Here is a 13,817-nt window from a genome sequence, read left to right on the forward strand (position 1 = left end):
GCTCGTCAGTAAAACGTTTCTTCACGTCCAATCTCCTTCGGGGTAGGGAATTGGACTCCAAACTGGCGTGCTACTCAAAATCGGGGGGACGTCGCTGGGTATCAATTAGCTTCTTGCGCATCGGCTCCAAGCTACCGCTGATGCGTTCGAAGAAGCGTGTCGACTGCGATCTATCCACCCCCAGAATTTCGTAGTCCGTCATGGTGTTCATCTGTACCCGGCTGAGTGCTGATGCGATCACGGCAAACGTCAGGACGAAGTATGTGTCGACATCGATGCCCATATGCTCTTCGAAGATCGCCCGAAGTGCTGGCGTTCGGTACATCGCCAGGTAGCGACCGATCTTGGCACGTGTCAGTCGGCTGAACCGCGGAAATTGGGCCTGCGCAATCCGGTGCAGCGTCAGCATGATGTCAGTGTTTGGATTGTCCTCGTGTACGTCATTGGCGAACGTATCCAAAGCACTCTTTACGTTGGCAAAGTCCGGCCAATTCGCCAGAGAATGGCCTGTAGGTCTCCCACTCCTGTCTGCATGCAAAAGCAGCTCGCGAGCCAGAAGCTCCACCTGGTGAGGGTGAAGATACTTCTCGATATCGTGGGAGTAGCCCCGCTCATCCCGGTGGACATAGCTGTCAGGTAGCTTCACCTGACCCGACACGAGCCTTGAGTACTGCCACACGTGGCGAAGCGAATCCTCTAAGGGCACCTTCCGTAGCGCTGATTTGACCTTTCCGTAGTCGGCTGGCACGTCGCGGATTGCCCCTGAGCGTAGGTGCCAAGATTAGCACCGGCACGCCCCCCCATACTCATAGTGTCGATCTGCGCGATAGCAGCACCGCATGGTTGCCGGAATCGTGAACATGATCCTGTGGTCCGCTTCCGGGACAACGCAGGTTCCCAGCAAGTCCTCAAGCACCACTGATGATCGCTACCCCCGCTCGCCGGTTCTCCGAATATGCCTGGGGTTCCTGACCCTAATGGTTCGTAGCCCTGATAAACATGCCTAATCCGAAGCTTTACTGGTGTCTGTTTGATACGCCCAGGGTTCCGTAGACACTCAAGACCCTCGTTGCGCGTAGCGCCGTTCAAACTCTACAGGCGACAGATCGCCAGTTGAACCATGACGGCGTTTGGGGTTGTAGAACATCTCGATGTAGTCGAATACCTCGGCGCGAGCGGCGTCCTTGGTGGGATAGACCCGCCGCCTGATCCGCTCGCGTTTGAGCAGGCCGAAGAAGCTCTCCACCGGGGCATTGTCGTGGCAGTTGCCGCGCCGACTCATGCTGCAGACCAAGCCATTGGATGCCAGAAAACTGCGCCGGTCGTCGCTGGTGTAGACCGACCCTTGGTCCGAGTGAACCAGGCAGCCGGAGGCGGGTTTGCGCCGCCACACTGCCGATAGCAGGGCCTGCACGACCAACTCGGTATCGGCCCGATCGCGCATCGCCCAGCCGACCACCTGTCTGGAAAACAGATCGATCACCACAGCCAGGTACATCCAGCCTTCGTGCGTGCGGATGAAGGTGAAATCACTGGCCCAAGCCGTGTCCGGCTCGGTCACGTCGAACTGCCGATCAAGCAGGTTGGCCGCCGCCTTGCACTGCGTTCCACCATGGAAGCGCGGTTTGCGGCCATAGTTCACCTGGGCACGCAGTCCTTCGGCGCCATCAGCCGATGCACCCGATGGCGACTGCAACGCTCACCCAGATCGCGCAGATCCTTCGTAATCTTGCGATGCCCATAGACACTGCCGCTGGCCAGCCAGTGGTGCTTGATCAATCCCAGCAGGCGTTGGTCTTCCTTTGCGCGCGCACTGTCGGGCGAGCGTAACCAGGCGTAATAACCCGCCCGGTTGACCCGCAACACCCGGCACATCGCACACACCCTGAATTCCCCGCAGTGGGCTTGCATGAAGGCGTACTTTGCCTTTACCCCTTGGCAAAGTACGCGGCGGCCTTTTTTAGGATGTCGCGTTCCTCGGTGACCCGACGCAACTCGGCCTTCAGCCGCCGAACCTCGGCGCTCTGGTCCACCTCGGCGCGATGCACCACGCCAGACTTGCCGAACGTGCGCAGCCAAGCGTAGAAGCTGTGCGTGGTGACACCCAGGCGCTCAGCGACTTCTGCCACCTTGGAACCCACGATCAGTCACTTGCCGGACCGCCTCGATCTTGAACTCATCCGTATACCGCTTGCTGCTCATAGACACCTCCGAATCGACCATTTTCCATGGCCTTGAGATGTCTAGGAAACCCTGGGCGTATCAGTATCAATTCTTGCGCGAACTTCTGAAACACCACACTCGGCATGGACTCCGTATACCTCCAGTAAATCCTATCCCCTGGGCCCTTTTCGTCAAAATGGACTATGGGCGCTCGCCCGGTACGCCTTTAAGGTCGGTTCGTGGTTGAGCGCGGGCCGTCTCCTTGAACGAGCAATCGCCCCACGTCAGCCTCCTGCAGGCCGCCGGCTGTCGCGCTGTGGTGTGAAGCTTACCGATGTGCCGGGCAACCGTCCCCCTTATTGACGACGAGGCAGGTAAACCATGAGCTCAGCAAAAATCGATCAGATCTTTGAGGCCATTTTTCAGCGTCCAGTGGGAAACGACGAAGATATCTTCGACCTGGGTGCCAATTCTCTCACAGCTATCCAGTTGATTGGTCAGATAAACGAGGCGTTTGGCGCCAACATCAATATGGAGCAGTTCTTCCTGGCGCCCTGCAAGCAAACGGTGCTTGTGCAGTTGCAAGTCGCCCCTGTGGCAGACAAAGCCTGAGAGGGTTGCCATGCACAGCCTGGTGACACTGAACCTGGAGCTAGAGCGAGCCGGAAAGGTGATCTGTGTCCAGAGCTTGCCGTTCGACCCCGCCAGAGAAACCCTCCTATTGTTGTCGCCCGTGGGTACCCAGTGCTTCTACATGAAGAACGCCGCACTCTTTCTGATCAGCCATTTCAATCTGATCATCCTGGAAAGCGACACCTGGCTGGCGTACGCCAACGCACCCGGAGTCAATCCCGAAGAAGGCGTTGCGGACTTTATCCGCCAGTTCAATGCAGCACTGCCAGAAACCGTGCGGCTAGATGCACTGGTAGGCTATTGCTCCTCAGCGCCCTTAGCACTCTTGGCAGCCGGCCAAGGTGCTTGTCGCACCTTGCTACTGCTTAATGGCGCGTACTTTCTCAAAGATGACGGGGTGATCAAGAGCCAATACGAGCGCGACGTGGAGCGTATGATGCAGTCCATTCCCCAAGGCAATTGCGCCCAGGTCTACGAAGCCGTAAGTCTGTTGTATACCAACAGCGCCTATACCCCGAGTGACTATCGCTACCAGCAGGTTCGCCCGCTGCGAGACCTGTCTGCGTTTCGCCAGTACCTAATGTTCCTCAACAGCCTGGCGAGCCTGGAACTGGCCAGGACTGCGCAGACCTTAAAGACGCCCACGCTGGTGTGGTGCGGCAGCCAGGACCGTTATACCGACACCGCATCTTCCCGGTACATCGCCCAGTTGCTCCCTCACAGTGAACTGGTGGAAGACCCTGATGGCCAGCACCACGATTTTGTCGATGGCCGCGAACATTTGTACCAGGCGATAACCCGTTTTCTGGCCCTTCACAAGCAGAGGGCCGTTCAATGAACTCCCACCCTTCAGTCCCCCCCAAAGCCTACCGCCGATTCGAGTCGGTCTGCACGCAAGCGGCAGACGCAATTGCGGTAGTCGAGGAAGGAACACTAGTTACCTATCAACAGCTCCAGACGCAGGTGCTGGAACGTAGCGAAGAGCTAACAAGTCATGGTCTGGCAGACCATCCTTACCTGCCGCTGCTGGCCAACCGGTGCCTTGAGTATCTGGTAACGGTACTGGCCTGCTGCAAACTAGGAATTGCCTACGTCGCCATTGAACCAGGCACACCAAACAAACGCCTGATCGCCTTGCTGGAGCAATTGGGCTGCACCCATGTGCTATTGCTCGGTCAGCCAGCAGACTGTCGCCCTGACCCGCGGCTAACGTGCTTTCGGCTGGACGACTGCGGCACCCTGAGCTCCGACGGTCCCGCGCTACGCCAGCCTATGCGACGGCGTATGGAGGATGCCTCGGTGATAACGGTGATGTTTACCTCTGGCACTACCGGCGTCCCCAAAGGGGTACGCATAAGCCATGATGGGTTGCTGAATCTAGTAGACAACGTACAGCACCAAGTCCAGGGCAAGCCCGGCAGCTATGTACATCATTCGTCCATCGGCTTCGATGCTGCCTTGTTCGAAATCTGGGTACCGCTGCTGACCGGTGCTCGCCTCACCCTGCAACCTGGCGCGTTCAATATAGATGCACTGGATCACTGCGTACGGGCGGCTAGGTGTGATGTGCTGTTACTGACCACCTCACTGTTTCACCTGGTGGCGCAGCACCGCCTTTCAATGCTCGACGCGGTACGGGTGCTCTACGTTGGCGGCGAAGTACTCAAACCGGTGCATGCCCGCGCACTGCTGCTGGCCAACCCCAGCATCACCTTGGTGAATGGCTACGGCCCGACCGAGAATACGGTGTTCTCCACTTGGTACAGCCTGAACAAGCCTGAGGACGCTGAGCGTGACGCACTGCCCATCGGCCACTTCCTAAGCCAGGTGCATGGAAAGGTTGTCGACCCCCAACTGCAAGAGGTAGAGATCGGCACACCCGGCGAGTTGCTACTCACGGGCGTCAATCTGGCCCTGGGTTACCTCGACGAAGCTTTGACTCAGACCCGCTTTCTGCAACTACCGGAAGGCACCTATTACCGGACCGGCGATTATGTCATCCAAGATGAGCACGGCAGGCTTTTCTACCAGGGCCGCATCGACGAACAGGTAAAGATCAAAGGCTTCCGAGTAGAGATCGCCGAGGTCGAGCATGCGCTGACCCAACTGCCTGGTGTCGCCCAGGCGGTGGTGCAGGCGCATGCCATGAACGAATTGGAAAACAGCCTGCACGCTTACATCGTGTTCCAGTATGGCTGGCCAATTGTTGAAGAAGACCAGCTCATGAGACTACTGGGCGACCGGCTTCCCCGTTACATGGTACCGGCGCGGATACACTACTTGGCGGAACTTCCGTTGACAGCCAATGGCAAGGTCGACAAGCGTTCCTTACCGCCACCGGAGCAGGTCGCGGTGACGTCCCTGCAGGCCGGCTCGGCAGTGCTGGATATCTGGTCGGGTATCCTCGGCACCAGCAACCTGCAGCTGGAAAGCTCAATTTATGGATATGGCGCCTCATCCTTGAGCGTGGTCATGGCCCATAGCCGCATCAACGAACTACTCGGCAGAAGAGCCCCTTACGACGAAGTCGCCAGGCTGAACACCTTGCAAGAGTGGGTGCAGTACTACGCAACCCATGAAGACCCAGTAACTTCTATCAGGAGCCAACATGGAAATCACTGACTTTTCGTTGACGGAAGAGGAGCTTCAGCAATTTGATCGGGATGGGTATATCGGTCCCTTCACGCTCTATGAGCCTGAAGAGATGAAACAGCTGCATAAGACGGTCCGAGCACAACTGTTCAACCGTACCCATGCGCCCTACGACGCGCCGTTGGATGCCCAGATCACCAACTACGACCGCCACCTGGATGTGGACTTGCTGACCCGTCATGTGTTTCGCAGGGAGATCGTGCACCGGGTGCGCAGCATCCTCGGTCCGGACGTCATCTGCTGGCGTAGCGAGTTCATTCCTAAATACCCAGGCAACGAAGGTACTGACTGGCACCAGGCAGACACCTTTGGTCACGCATCAGGCGAGCCGCAACTGGTATGGCCCGAGGGCGAGCCGTTCGGCGGCGCTATCAATGTGTGGACGGGTTTCACCGATGCCACCGAAGAAAACGGCTGCATGCAATTTATCCCCGGCAGCCACAAGCACATGAACTACGATGAATCCAAAGGCATGACCTTCGACCCGGTTGCCAACAACAATGTGGTCAAGGGGCAGTATGCACGGGGATTCCAAGGCTACGACTACACCACGCTGCAAAAGGACAAGTCGTGGAAGCCGGATGACGCCTCGGCAGTGCCGATCGTGATGAAAGCGGGCCAGTTCGTAATCTTCCGCTCGATGCTGATGCACAGCTCGCTACCCAACTCGACAACCGACAAGACTCGCCTGGGCTATGTGGCCCGCTACGTACCCGGACGGGTCAAGGTTTACCCAGATACAGATTACGTCAAGGAATTCGGGGGCGAGTATCGGCTTGACCGGTTCAGCGTGGTGCAGGTGGCCGGTACCACCACCGACCGCCAGAACAGAGTGGCCAGCAAGAGCCTCAGCGGCATGGACTTGAAGCCACTAGTCATTTACTGAGGATCGATCATGGAACAGCCCTCTTACCTGGCAATCGATCACATCGCCTATGCCACCCGGTCTACGGAGAAAACCTCCGCGTTCTTCGCGGCCCTGGGGTTCGAAGTGCTGTTCCACAAACAACCCATCGAGAAGTTTGGCGTGTTGATAACCAAGCTGCACTCGCCAGTCGGCGAAATCGTGGAAGTGGTCGAACCCTTTCGACCTGACAGCGTGGTCAGCCGGCTCCTGGTGAATGTGGAGGCCTGTATCTACCACGCAGCCTTCAGGGTCAGCGATATCCAGACTGTCCAGACGTCTCTGGCACGTATCGGAGGCGTCACGGTAACCGCACCCATGACCATTCCTTATCCGGCCACGGAGGAACATCGCTCGCTGACAACCTCGCACATGTTCCACCCCGCGGTGGGCCTGTTTGAGATCACCGGTTGAGGAGCAGCCATGGCCGATCCTTTGGTGGTGCAACGGCCCTGGCTTGCCCCCCTGCCAGGCGCCCCGATGAACGCTGCTCGCCTGCTGCTATGTTTTCCTTATGGAGGGGGTGGCGCCTCAGCGTTCAATGGTTTGAGCCGGCTAGCCGATGTCGGCGTTACGGCATGGGCCGTGAAACTACCTGGGCGCGAGGAGCGGAGTACGGAAGCGCCGGTCACGCGGGTCGCGCAGGTTATCGAGGCGATCGTCGATGCACTGCAAGGCGTAGGCATACCCTATGCGTTTTACGGCCACAGCTTCGGTGCTGGGTTGGCGCTGGATGTAACCCACGCGCTAGCCGAACGCAACCAGCCGCTGCCGACGCATTTGATCCTGTCAGGGCGCATGCCGCCCCATACCGGCTACTCACCGCTACTGGGTGCGATGGACGACCAGCAACTGTGGCGGCACGTACGCTCAGAGAGCCCCTTGCCACTGCCGACGGATGCCTCCTGCAGTTTCGCCAGGCAGGCGCTGAGCAAGCTCAAAGCTGACTTGGCGCTCAATGCACAACTCACTTATCGCTTTATCCGACCGCTGCCAGTGCCCCTGTACGTTCTCGGTGGCCGGGACGACCCATTGCTTGAGCTCCAACGCCTGGACGAATGGCAGCGCTACACCAGCACAAGCTTCCATAGCGAATGCGTGCCCGGCGGACATTTTTTCTTCAACATCGATTTTCAGCGTTTGTACCTGCCACTTTTAACCACTCTGGACGAACAAGGCAGCTGAGCGTCATGGAACGTGCATTCTGGACCACCCCTTATCTCTCGTCCCTAGACGCTCAGGTGCTAAGCATTGATGGGCGCGACGTGGTTATCAGCCCGACGATTTTCTTCGCCGAATCCGGTGGCCAGGAGTCGGATAAGGGTTACATCAACCGCATCGAAGTCACCCAGGCCACGGTTGTCGACGAGCGCATCATCTATCGCTTGGCCAGAGAGCCTGACTTTGTCGTGGGTGATCTAGTCAGCGTGGAGATCGATTGGCCTCGCCGATATGCACTTATGCGCTTGCATTTTGCCGCTGAAATCGTGCTGGAGTTGTTCTACAGGAAATTCCCAGGTCTGGAAAAGATCGGTGCGCATATCGGCCAACATAAAGCGCGGATCGACTTTGCCTTGGAAGGCAATATCAGTCAGTACTTCCCGGAGATCCTGCAGGATGTAGAGCTTCTGGTAGCCGCCGCTCTACCAATTGAAAGTCGCTTTACCGACGCCGACCGGTTGCGCCGTTGCTGGTACATCGAGGGATTTTCCACGGTGCCTTGTGGCGGCACCCATCTGCGCAACACGGACGAGGTCGGGCGCATTCGCCTCAAGCGCAACAACATCGGGGCGCACAAAGAGCGCGTCGAAATTTACCTAGTGGATTGACTGCCCAAGAGTGGCACTGGGAGACAGCCATCATGCTCAACATCATGTCTGCACTTGGGTTGTTGCTATTGATGCCGGGACCTACGAACACACTACTGCTGCGGTCTGGAGCGCTAAGCGGCTTACGGCGTGCCTGGTCTTTGAGCCTGCTGGAGTACTCAGCCTACCTATTGCAGATTTCCTTCTGGGGGTGTCTTCTCAGCCATATCGGTGACAGCGCACCCTGGTGCCTGAAAGTGATGCAACTAATATCAGTGGCTTATCTGATCAAAACCTCATACCGGCTATGGCGCGATCTCGACAACCCGCGCCATCCATCACCCAAGGACCAGATCTCCAATCTTTATTTTTTTCGGCTGACCCTTATTAACCCCAAGGGTCTATTGGTGGTCTCGTTCATCGCTCCCGAGCAGACCTTTACCGATATCACGCTGTACCTGTATTTCGTCGTACAACTAAGTCTGACGGTAATCCCGATTGGCTGCGCCTGGGTGCTGCTTGGCGCATACATCAAACGCAGCAGGCACGCCTGGCTTACAACGCTGAACATCAATCGCACCGCCTCGGTGATCATTTGCTGCTTCGCGGTGGCGATCCTTTCCCAATTGACTGACTCACTGATCAAGAGCAGCGTGGCTTTTTAGGGGTTAGCAGGCTGCGGAAATACGACTAAGAGCGGCTAATAAAAACACTTGAATCTTGTCTCCACGGAGGCAAAATTGCCCACATGACACGTCGCAAAGAGATCCCCATAGCGCTGTGGAAGCGCATCGAACCATTGATTCCGCAAGTAAAGCGCTCGCCCAAAGGTGGACGACCGCGTATCAGTGATCAGCAAGCCCTCAACGGCATTGTCTATGTCCTGCGGACCGGTATCCCCTGGGAGGACCTGCCTGCGGAACTGGGGTATGGCAGCGGCATGACCTGTTGGCGCCGGTTGCGTGATTGGCAGGCTGCCGGTGTGTGGCATCGTCTGCATCAGGTGTTGCTGGCCGAGTTACGTCGCGCCGATGCGCTGGATCTGAGCCGAGCCAGTCTGGACGCGGCCAGTGTGGCCTCCCCCCGGGGGGGCCTACACCGGGCCAAACCCGACAGATCGCGGCAAACTCGGCAGCAAACGGCATATGATCGTCGATCGCAACGGCGTGCCCTTGGTAGTCTGCATCACTGGGGCCAATCGGCACGACTCTGTCGTGTTCGAGGAGTTGCTTGATGCCTTGCCTGCCATCTCCGGTAAACCAGGGCATCCGCGACGCTGGCCAGACAAACTGCATGCCGACAAAGCCTACGACGTCCAACGGTGTCGCACCGTTCTCAAGCAACGCGGCATCATTGCGCGGATCGCCCGCAAAGGGATCGAGCGCAACGACCGGTTGGGCCATCATCGCTGGGTCGTCGAGCGCACCCACGCCGGGTTCGCAGGCATGGGTAAACTGCGCATCCGCTTTGAACGCCGCATCGATATCCACTCCTGATTAGCCCTAACTCTCAGCCGTGAAAATTGCTCGCTGCGCGTAAAGCCGGTTCTGGCCATGGTGCGGATTGCATTATGGCCTTGGTAAGTCGTGGCAGCATGTCGCGCAATCGAAATCGACGATTAAATGGGTAGGCCGCTTCTCCCAGATACCGCCTTGCGTATTTGCCTTGCGCGATGGCGTAATACACCCCGCTTATGGCGCGTTTGAGGTTACCCAGCACCACGTTGACCCAACGTGCACCGGTCGCTTCGGTTGCAGCACGACCACCGCCTGTGTCCAGCGTGGTATGCGCGTGGCCGGCGTCCTCCAGCCGGCGGAAACAGGCCAGCCCATCGGTGTAGACCTCGCACCCGGGCGCCAGGCGACGGGCAATCCAGTCCTGCAGCGAGGCGTTGTCGAAGCTGCGCATCGGCTCGATTACCACAAAGCGCGGTGCGGTGAAGGTGTCATCGGTCTGCACCGCAATCAGGAACGGTTGTTTGTTCTCCGATCCGCGTCCAACCTTGCCACCGTTGCGCTCACCGCCCAGATAGGCATCGTCGATCTGCACGAAACCCGCCAGTTTCCGCGTGGATTCGCGCTCGGCCATGACCTGCATGATCTTGTGCTTCATCCGCCAGGCTGTCTTGTAGTTGACCCCCAGATGACGCATCAGCTCCAGCGCGGCCATGTTGGTCTTGGTCGAGGTCAACAGGTGCAACGCCAGCATCCAGGTGCGCAGCGGCAGTTTGGTGCCTTGGAACATCGTGCCTGCAATCGGGCTGGTCTGATGCCGGCACGCGCTGCACTGATAGTAGATGACAGCACCACGCTTGAAGCGCGAGCGCGTCCGCCCGGCACAGCAGGGGCAGCGAAATCCCTGCGGCCAGCGCCACTTGTACAATGGGCGGTAGCACTTGGCCTCGGTGCCGTAGGACGCGAAGAACTCAGGCATCGACAATCCTGCTTAGAACTGCACGGCATTGATGCTCATCACGCCACCTCATTGGCTTCAGGTGACTGCAGCATCCACAAAGCGCGGCGCAGATCCTGCGACTGGCGGCTGAAGGTCAGGGCTAATCAGGTATCCACTTGGCACTGCTCTCGCTTGCATGTTCCATCATCTGCTTACGGCTTCTTCCTGGGTTTTGTTAGCCGCTCTAAGAGCCCCTGGCGGGTCATATGAACTCTAGTTGTCCAATCCTTCTACAATGAACAACTGCATGCCGTCGGCCGCACCTTCGCGGAGCTCTCTAGCTCTTTTGTACTCTTCAGAGTGGTAGAAATTCTGTGCTGCATCAACCGAAGGAAACTCTACAATGACCACGCGACGGCTTTCAGCCTCTCCCTCCAAAAAAAACTTCTCGCCGTCCCTCGAGATGAAGCGGCCTCCATGAGCTTTCACAATATCAGGCGTTAGCCGCTTGTAGTTATTATACCGGGCTTGGTCGGTGATTTTCATTTTACCAATAAGATAGGCGCTCATTTAACCCTCCACGCATCAAAGCAAAATCCCGAAAGCGGGTGCCATAATTTTTTGCCAAGAGGGTCACCTTCGCCATGGGCTTATCATAGGGAAGCAAGCCATCTGCTCCTTCAAGGAGACGGCCCACGCTCAATCACAAGCCGACCTTAAAGGCGTACCGGGCGAGCGCCCATAGTCCATTTTGACGAAAAGGGCCCCGGGGATAGGATTTACTGGAGGTATACGGAGTCCATGCCGAGCTCTTCGAGCTTGCTCATTGATGCTCACGCCTTGTTCCGTTCCAGCGTGGCCCTGATGTTGTTAAGAGAGGCTGCCGGGGACGGCGGTCAGCGAAGCCGGCAGGATCGAGGAGCGGCTTGCTCAGGCGTTGCCGGCACCCGATCTCATACTGTTCGATGTGCAGCTGGAAGGTACCAACAGCCTTGCAGCTCAGGCGCTCGGTAAAACGTCGCCGGCATCCAAGACTCTCGCTAAGTCTTGGATGTATCGGGCACGAGGACCCTCTCACCGGCGGCTAGCACCGGCCTGACCAAGGGGAGATGCACGCGGAAAGTGCTGCCGTGCCCCTCTCGGGAAACCAGGGTCAAGGGATGGCCCAAGAGACGGGCCAACCTGGCAACGATGGCAAGCCCCAGACCTAGCCCTTCGTGGGTGTGCCGGTTCGAATGGTCAAGTTGATGAAAGTCGCGGAAGATTTCCTGTTGATGCTGGGGAGCGATACCGATACCGGTGTCGACGACTTCGATCTTGGTGCAGCCATGGCGCCGCCGGCAAGCGACCAAGACGCCCCCTCTCAGGGTGTAGCGGATCGCATTGTTGATGAGATTTCGCAGTATCAGCTCCAGCAAGGCGGGATCGGACAATGACAGTAGCTCCGTATCCCGCGTGCGGTAGCTGAGGCCCTTGCCGTTGGCGAGGGGTGCCAGCTCAATTTCCAGCCTATCCAGCAGCGGCTGCAGGGCAAAAACGTGCAAGGTCGGCTGCAAGGCTCCCAGTTCGATGCGTGATAGGTCCAGAACCGTATTCAGCATGTCGGTAGTGGTCGTGACGGCCGTCCGGGCCTTGACCAGCAGTTGCCGTTGTTGGGGACCGAGCGAACTGCCGGCCAAGGCTGCCAGAAAGAATCCCTGAGCCTGCAGGGACTGGCGCAGGTCATGGCTGGCGCCAGCCAGTAGCTGACAGCGGGCCTTATCCGACTGCCGCGCACGATGCAAGGCGATGCGTACCTGCTGCAGGTCACGGTGTGCCCGCTGGGTGGTCTCATCCAGCAGCAATTGCCGTTTCAATTGCTCAACCAGACGCTCCCCACCCGTGCGTGCCCATTGGCAGAGTCCCAGGCCATAGAGCAGGAAAGTGATGCTCAGGATCTTGTGCAGGTCATCGCCAACGCGCAGAAGCCACATAGCGATCAGTACCGCCGGCAGCAGGACGCTTCCCAAGTACAGACTGGGCACAGCGCACTTCAGGGACGCGTTGACATTGCCGAGCGCGGCGAGCAGCACCAGCAGCAAGGCGCTGAAGGGCGTAGGAAATGCCTGCTGCAGGGCAATTCCGCACAGCATGGTCCAGACGACGCCTTCCAAGGTCCCCGCCAGCATCAGCACCAGAGTCACTGGCTGCACCAGGCCAACGTCCAGGCCGAATCTTAATACCCGGCGAGCATATATTACTTGCCACATCCTAAGACTCAAGACGGCGACATACCAAAGCAACAATTGCGTTTGGATAAGGTCAGGGGCCCAGTCATTGCTCAGTGGGGCGAGGGGCGCCCAGGAAAAGCTGGCATGGAAGCCGTCGAGCAGGGTGAAGATCAAGATCAGGCTGGTAGCAAGCAGGGTGGTCTTGACCAGTGATTGGGTGAGTTCGTCCAGGATGAGCCGTAAGGCCTCCTGGCATGAGCGGGCATCATGCCTCACAGGACGAGTCCTAGGCGGCGTGCGGCATCGGCCGCTTCGGTACGGCTGGACACCTGGAGGATGGTCAGTATTGCCTGGACATGGCTGCGGACCGTGTGCTCCGAGCGCCAGAGCTGCAAGGCAATCGCCTTGTTCGTCAACCCGTGGCACAGCAACCCGAGCACCTCGCGCTGGCGTGGAGTGAGCGACAAAGGAGTGGCGGCGGTAGTCATTGGTTCGGGTGGCTCCCCGGAGATCAGCGCCTGGATCCGCTGCAGAAAGCGCTCCGGACATTCCGTCTTGGCGTGAAACTCCACCGCACCTCGTTGGATCGCCTCGCACACGATCGCCTCCTGGTCGAAGGCTGACACGATCACCACCTTCGCCAGCGGCCAGCGCTCCAGCAGCAAGGCGATACCTTCCAGGCCATTGGCACCTTTCAGTTGCACATCGAGCAGTATGAGGTCGGGTACCGGCAACACCTGGGCAAGCGCCTCCTCGATCGTGCTGGCTTCGCTGACCGTCATCTGCGCCAGTCTCATTTCCAACATCAGGGCCACGCTGGAGCGGAACAGTGCGTGATCATCAATGAGCAGGATCGAAGCGTTCGGCATGGACTTCTTAAACCTCAGTCAGTACATCGCCTAGCCAAACCACTGTTGTGTTGGTGAACTAATTACGGATCGGGTTACGTTTCTTCTCGGCAATCATAGGCGGCAGTCCACCCTTGAATTGGTGTCGTGGTCAAGTTTTAGTGGACACCGCGATATGCAATTTGTGGACACCGCGATATGCAAT

Annotated in this window: 14 protein-coding genes and 1 pseudogene; 8 read left to right on the forward strand and 7 right to left on the reverse strand. The window is 58.1% G+C overall.

The genetic code is table 11. The features are described 5' to 3' along the window. Window positions 1-70 precede the first annotated feature (70 nt). The 3 genes and pseudogenes from GGR62_RS13900 to GGR62_RS21265 form a co-directional block, all read right to left on the reverse strand. Complete coding sequence (locus tag GGR62_RS13900; protein WP_184408464.1) at window positions 71-646, reverse strand: hypothetical protein; 576 nt, start codon at window positions 644-646, stop codon at window positions 71-73. Window positions 647-1,057: 411 nt separating this feature from the next. Continuing rightward, a pseudogene (locus tag GGR62_RS13905) lies at window positions 1,058-2,202 on the reverse strand (IS3 family transposase). Between the two features lie 348 nt (window positions 2,203-2,550). Then, entirely contained in the window at window positions 2,551-2,787 is a 237-nt protein-coding gene (locus tag GGR62_RS21265) for a hypothetical protein (protein WP_260306004.1), read from the reverse strand. Here GGR62_RS21265 and GGR62_RS13915 point away from each other — a divergent pair. The 8 genes from GGR62_RS13915 to GGR62_RS13950 all read left to right on the forward strand — a co-directional run bounded on the left by GGR62_RS13915 (window position 2,786) and on the right by GGR62_RS13950 (window position 9,656). Then, window positions 2,786-3,634: an alpha/beta fold hydrolase gene (locus tag GGR62_RS13915; protein WP_184408466.1), complete on the forward strand. Its 849-nt coding sequence runs from the start codon at window positions 2,786-2,788 to the stop codon at window positions 3,632-3,634. The genes GGR62_RS21265 and GGR62_RS13915 overlap by 2 nt on opposite strands. Then, window positions 3,631-5,418: a non-ribosomal peptide synthetase gene (locus GGR62_RS13920; RefSeq protein ID WP_184408467.1), complete on the forward strand. Its 1,788-nt coding sequence runs from the start codon at window positions 3,631-3,633 to the stop codon at window positions 5,416-5,418. Before GGR62_RS13915 ends, GGR62_RS13920 begins: the two co-directional genes overlap by 4 nt. After that, window positions 5,405-6,334, forward strand: coding sequence for a chlorinating enzyme (locus GGR62_RS13925; protein ID WP_184408468.1), 930 nt, complete (start codon window positions 5,405-5,407; stop codon window positions 6,332-6,334). Before GGR62_RS13920 ends, GGR62_RS13925 begins: the two co-directional genes overlap by 14 nt. Window positions 6,335-6,343: 9 nt before the next feature. Then, the gene (gene cmaC / locus GGR62_RS13930) at window positions 6,344-6,766 is read left to right on the forward strand and encodes a coronamic acid synthetase CmaC (protein WP_184408469.1); all 423 of its coding nucleotides are present in this window, start codon (window positions 6,344-6,346) and stop codon (window positions 6,764-6,766) included. Between the two features lie 9 nt (window positions 6,767-6,775). Beyond that, on the forward strand, window positions 6,776-7,537 hold the full coding sequence (locus tag GGR62_RS13935) for an alpha/beta fold hydrolase (RefSeq protein WP_221229200.1): 762 nt from the start codon (window positions 6,776-6,778) through the stop codon (window positions 7,535-7,537). Between the two features lie 5 nt (window positions 7,538-7,542). Further along, on the forward strand, window positions 7,543-8,181 hold the full coding sequence (locus GGR62_RS13940) for an alanyl-tRNA editing protein (protein WP_184408470.1): 639 nt from the start codon (window positions 7,543-7,545) through the stop codon (window positions 8,179-8,181). 32 nt (window positions 8,182-8,213) lie between these two features. Next, on the forward strand, window positions 8,214-8,825 hold the full coding sequence (locus GGR62_RS13945; protein ID WP_184408471.1) for a LysE family transporter: 612 nt from the start codon (window positions 8,214-8,216) through the stop codon (window positions 8,823-8,825). 83 nt (window positions 8,826-8,908) lie between these two features. Next, a protein-coding gene (locus GGR62_RS13950) for an IS5 family transposase (protein WP_184408472.1) occupies window positions 8,909-9,656 on the forward strand; the annotation gives its coding sequence in 2 pieces (ribosomal slippage) (window positions 8,909-9,240 and window positions 9,239-9,656; 750 coding nt in all). Window positions 9,657-9,669: 13 nt separating this feature from the next. Here GGR62_RS13950 and GGR62_RS13955 read toward each other — a convergent pair. From GGR62_RS13955 to GGR62_RS13970, 4 genes are all read right to left on the reverse strand, one after another. After that, entirely contained in the window at window positions 9,670-10,593 is a 924-nt protein-coding gene (locus GGR62_RS13955) for an IS1595 family transposase (protein WP_260306006.1), read from the reverse strand. A 234-nt stretch (window positions 10,594-10,827) separates the two neighbouring features. Beyond that, the gene (locus GGR62_RS13960; RefSeq protein WP_184408473.1) at window positions 10,828-11,124 is read right to left on the reverse strand and encodes a DUF1330 domain-containing protein; all 297 of its coding nucleotides are present in this window, start codon (window positions 11,122-11,124) and stop codon (window positions 10,828-10,830) included. A 470-nt stretch (window positions 11,125-11,594) separates the two neighbouring features. Beyond that, complete coding sequence (locus tag GGR62_RS21460; RefSeq protein ID WP_184408474.1) at window positions 11,595-13,040, reverse strand: HAMP domain-containing sensor histidine kinase; 1,446 nt, start codon at window positions 13,038-13,040, stop codon at window positions 11,595-11,597. Beyond that, window positions 13,037-13,633 (reverse strand): response regulator transcription factor, encoded by a 597-nt coding sequence (locus GGR62_RS13970; protein ID WP_184408475.1) that lies wholly within the window; start codon window positions 13,631-13,633, stop codon window positions 13,037-13,039. Before GGR62_RS13970 ends, GGR62_RS21460 begins: the two co-directional genes overlap by 4 nt. Between the last annotated feature and the right edge of the window lie 184 nt (window positions 13,634-13,817).

The organism is Xanthomonas sp. 3075, assembly GCF_014197275.1.
Classification (GTDB): Bacteria; Pseudomonadota; Gammaproteobacteria; order Xanthomonadales; family Xanthomonadaceae; genus Xanthomonas; species Xanthomonas campestris_B.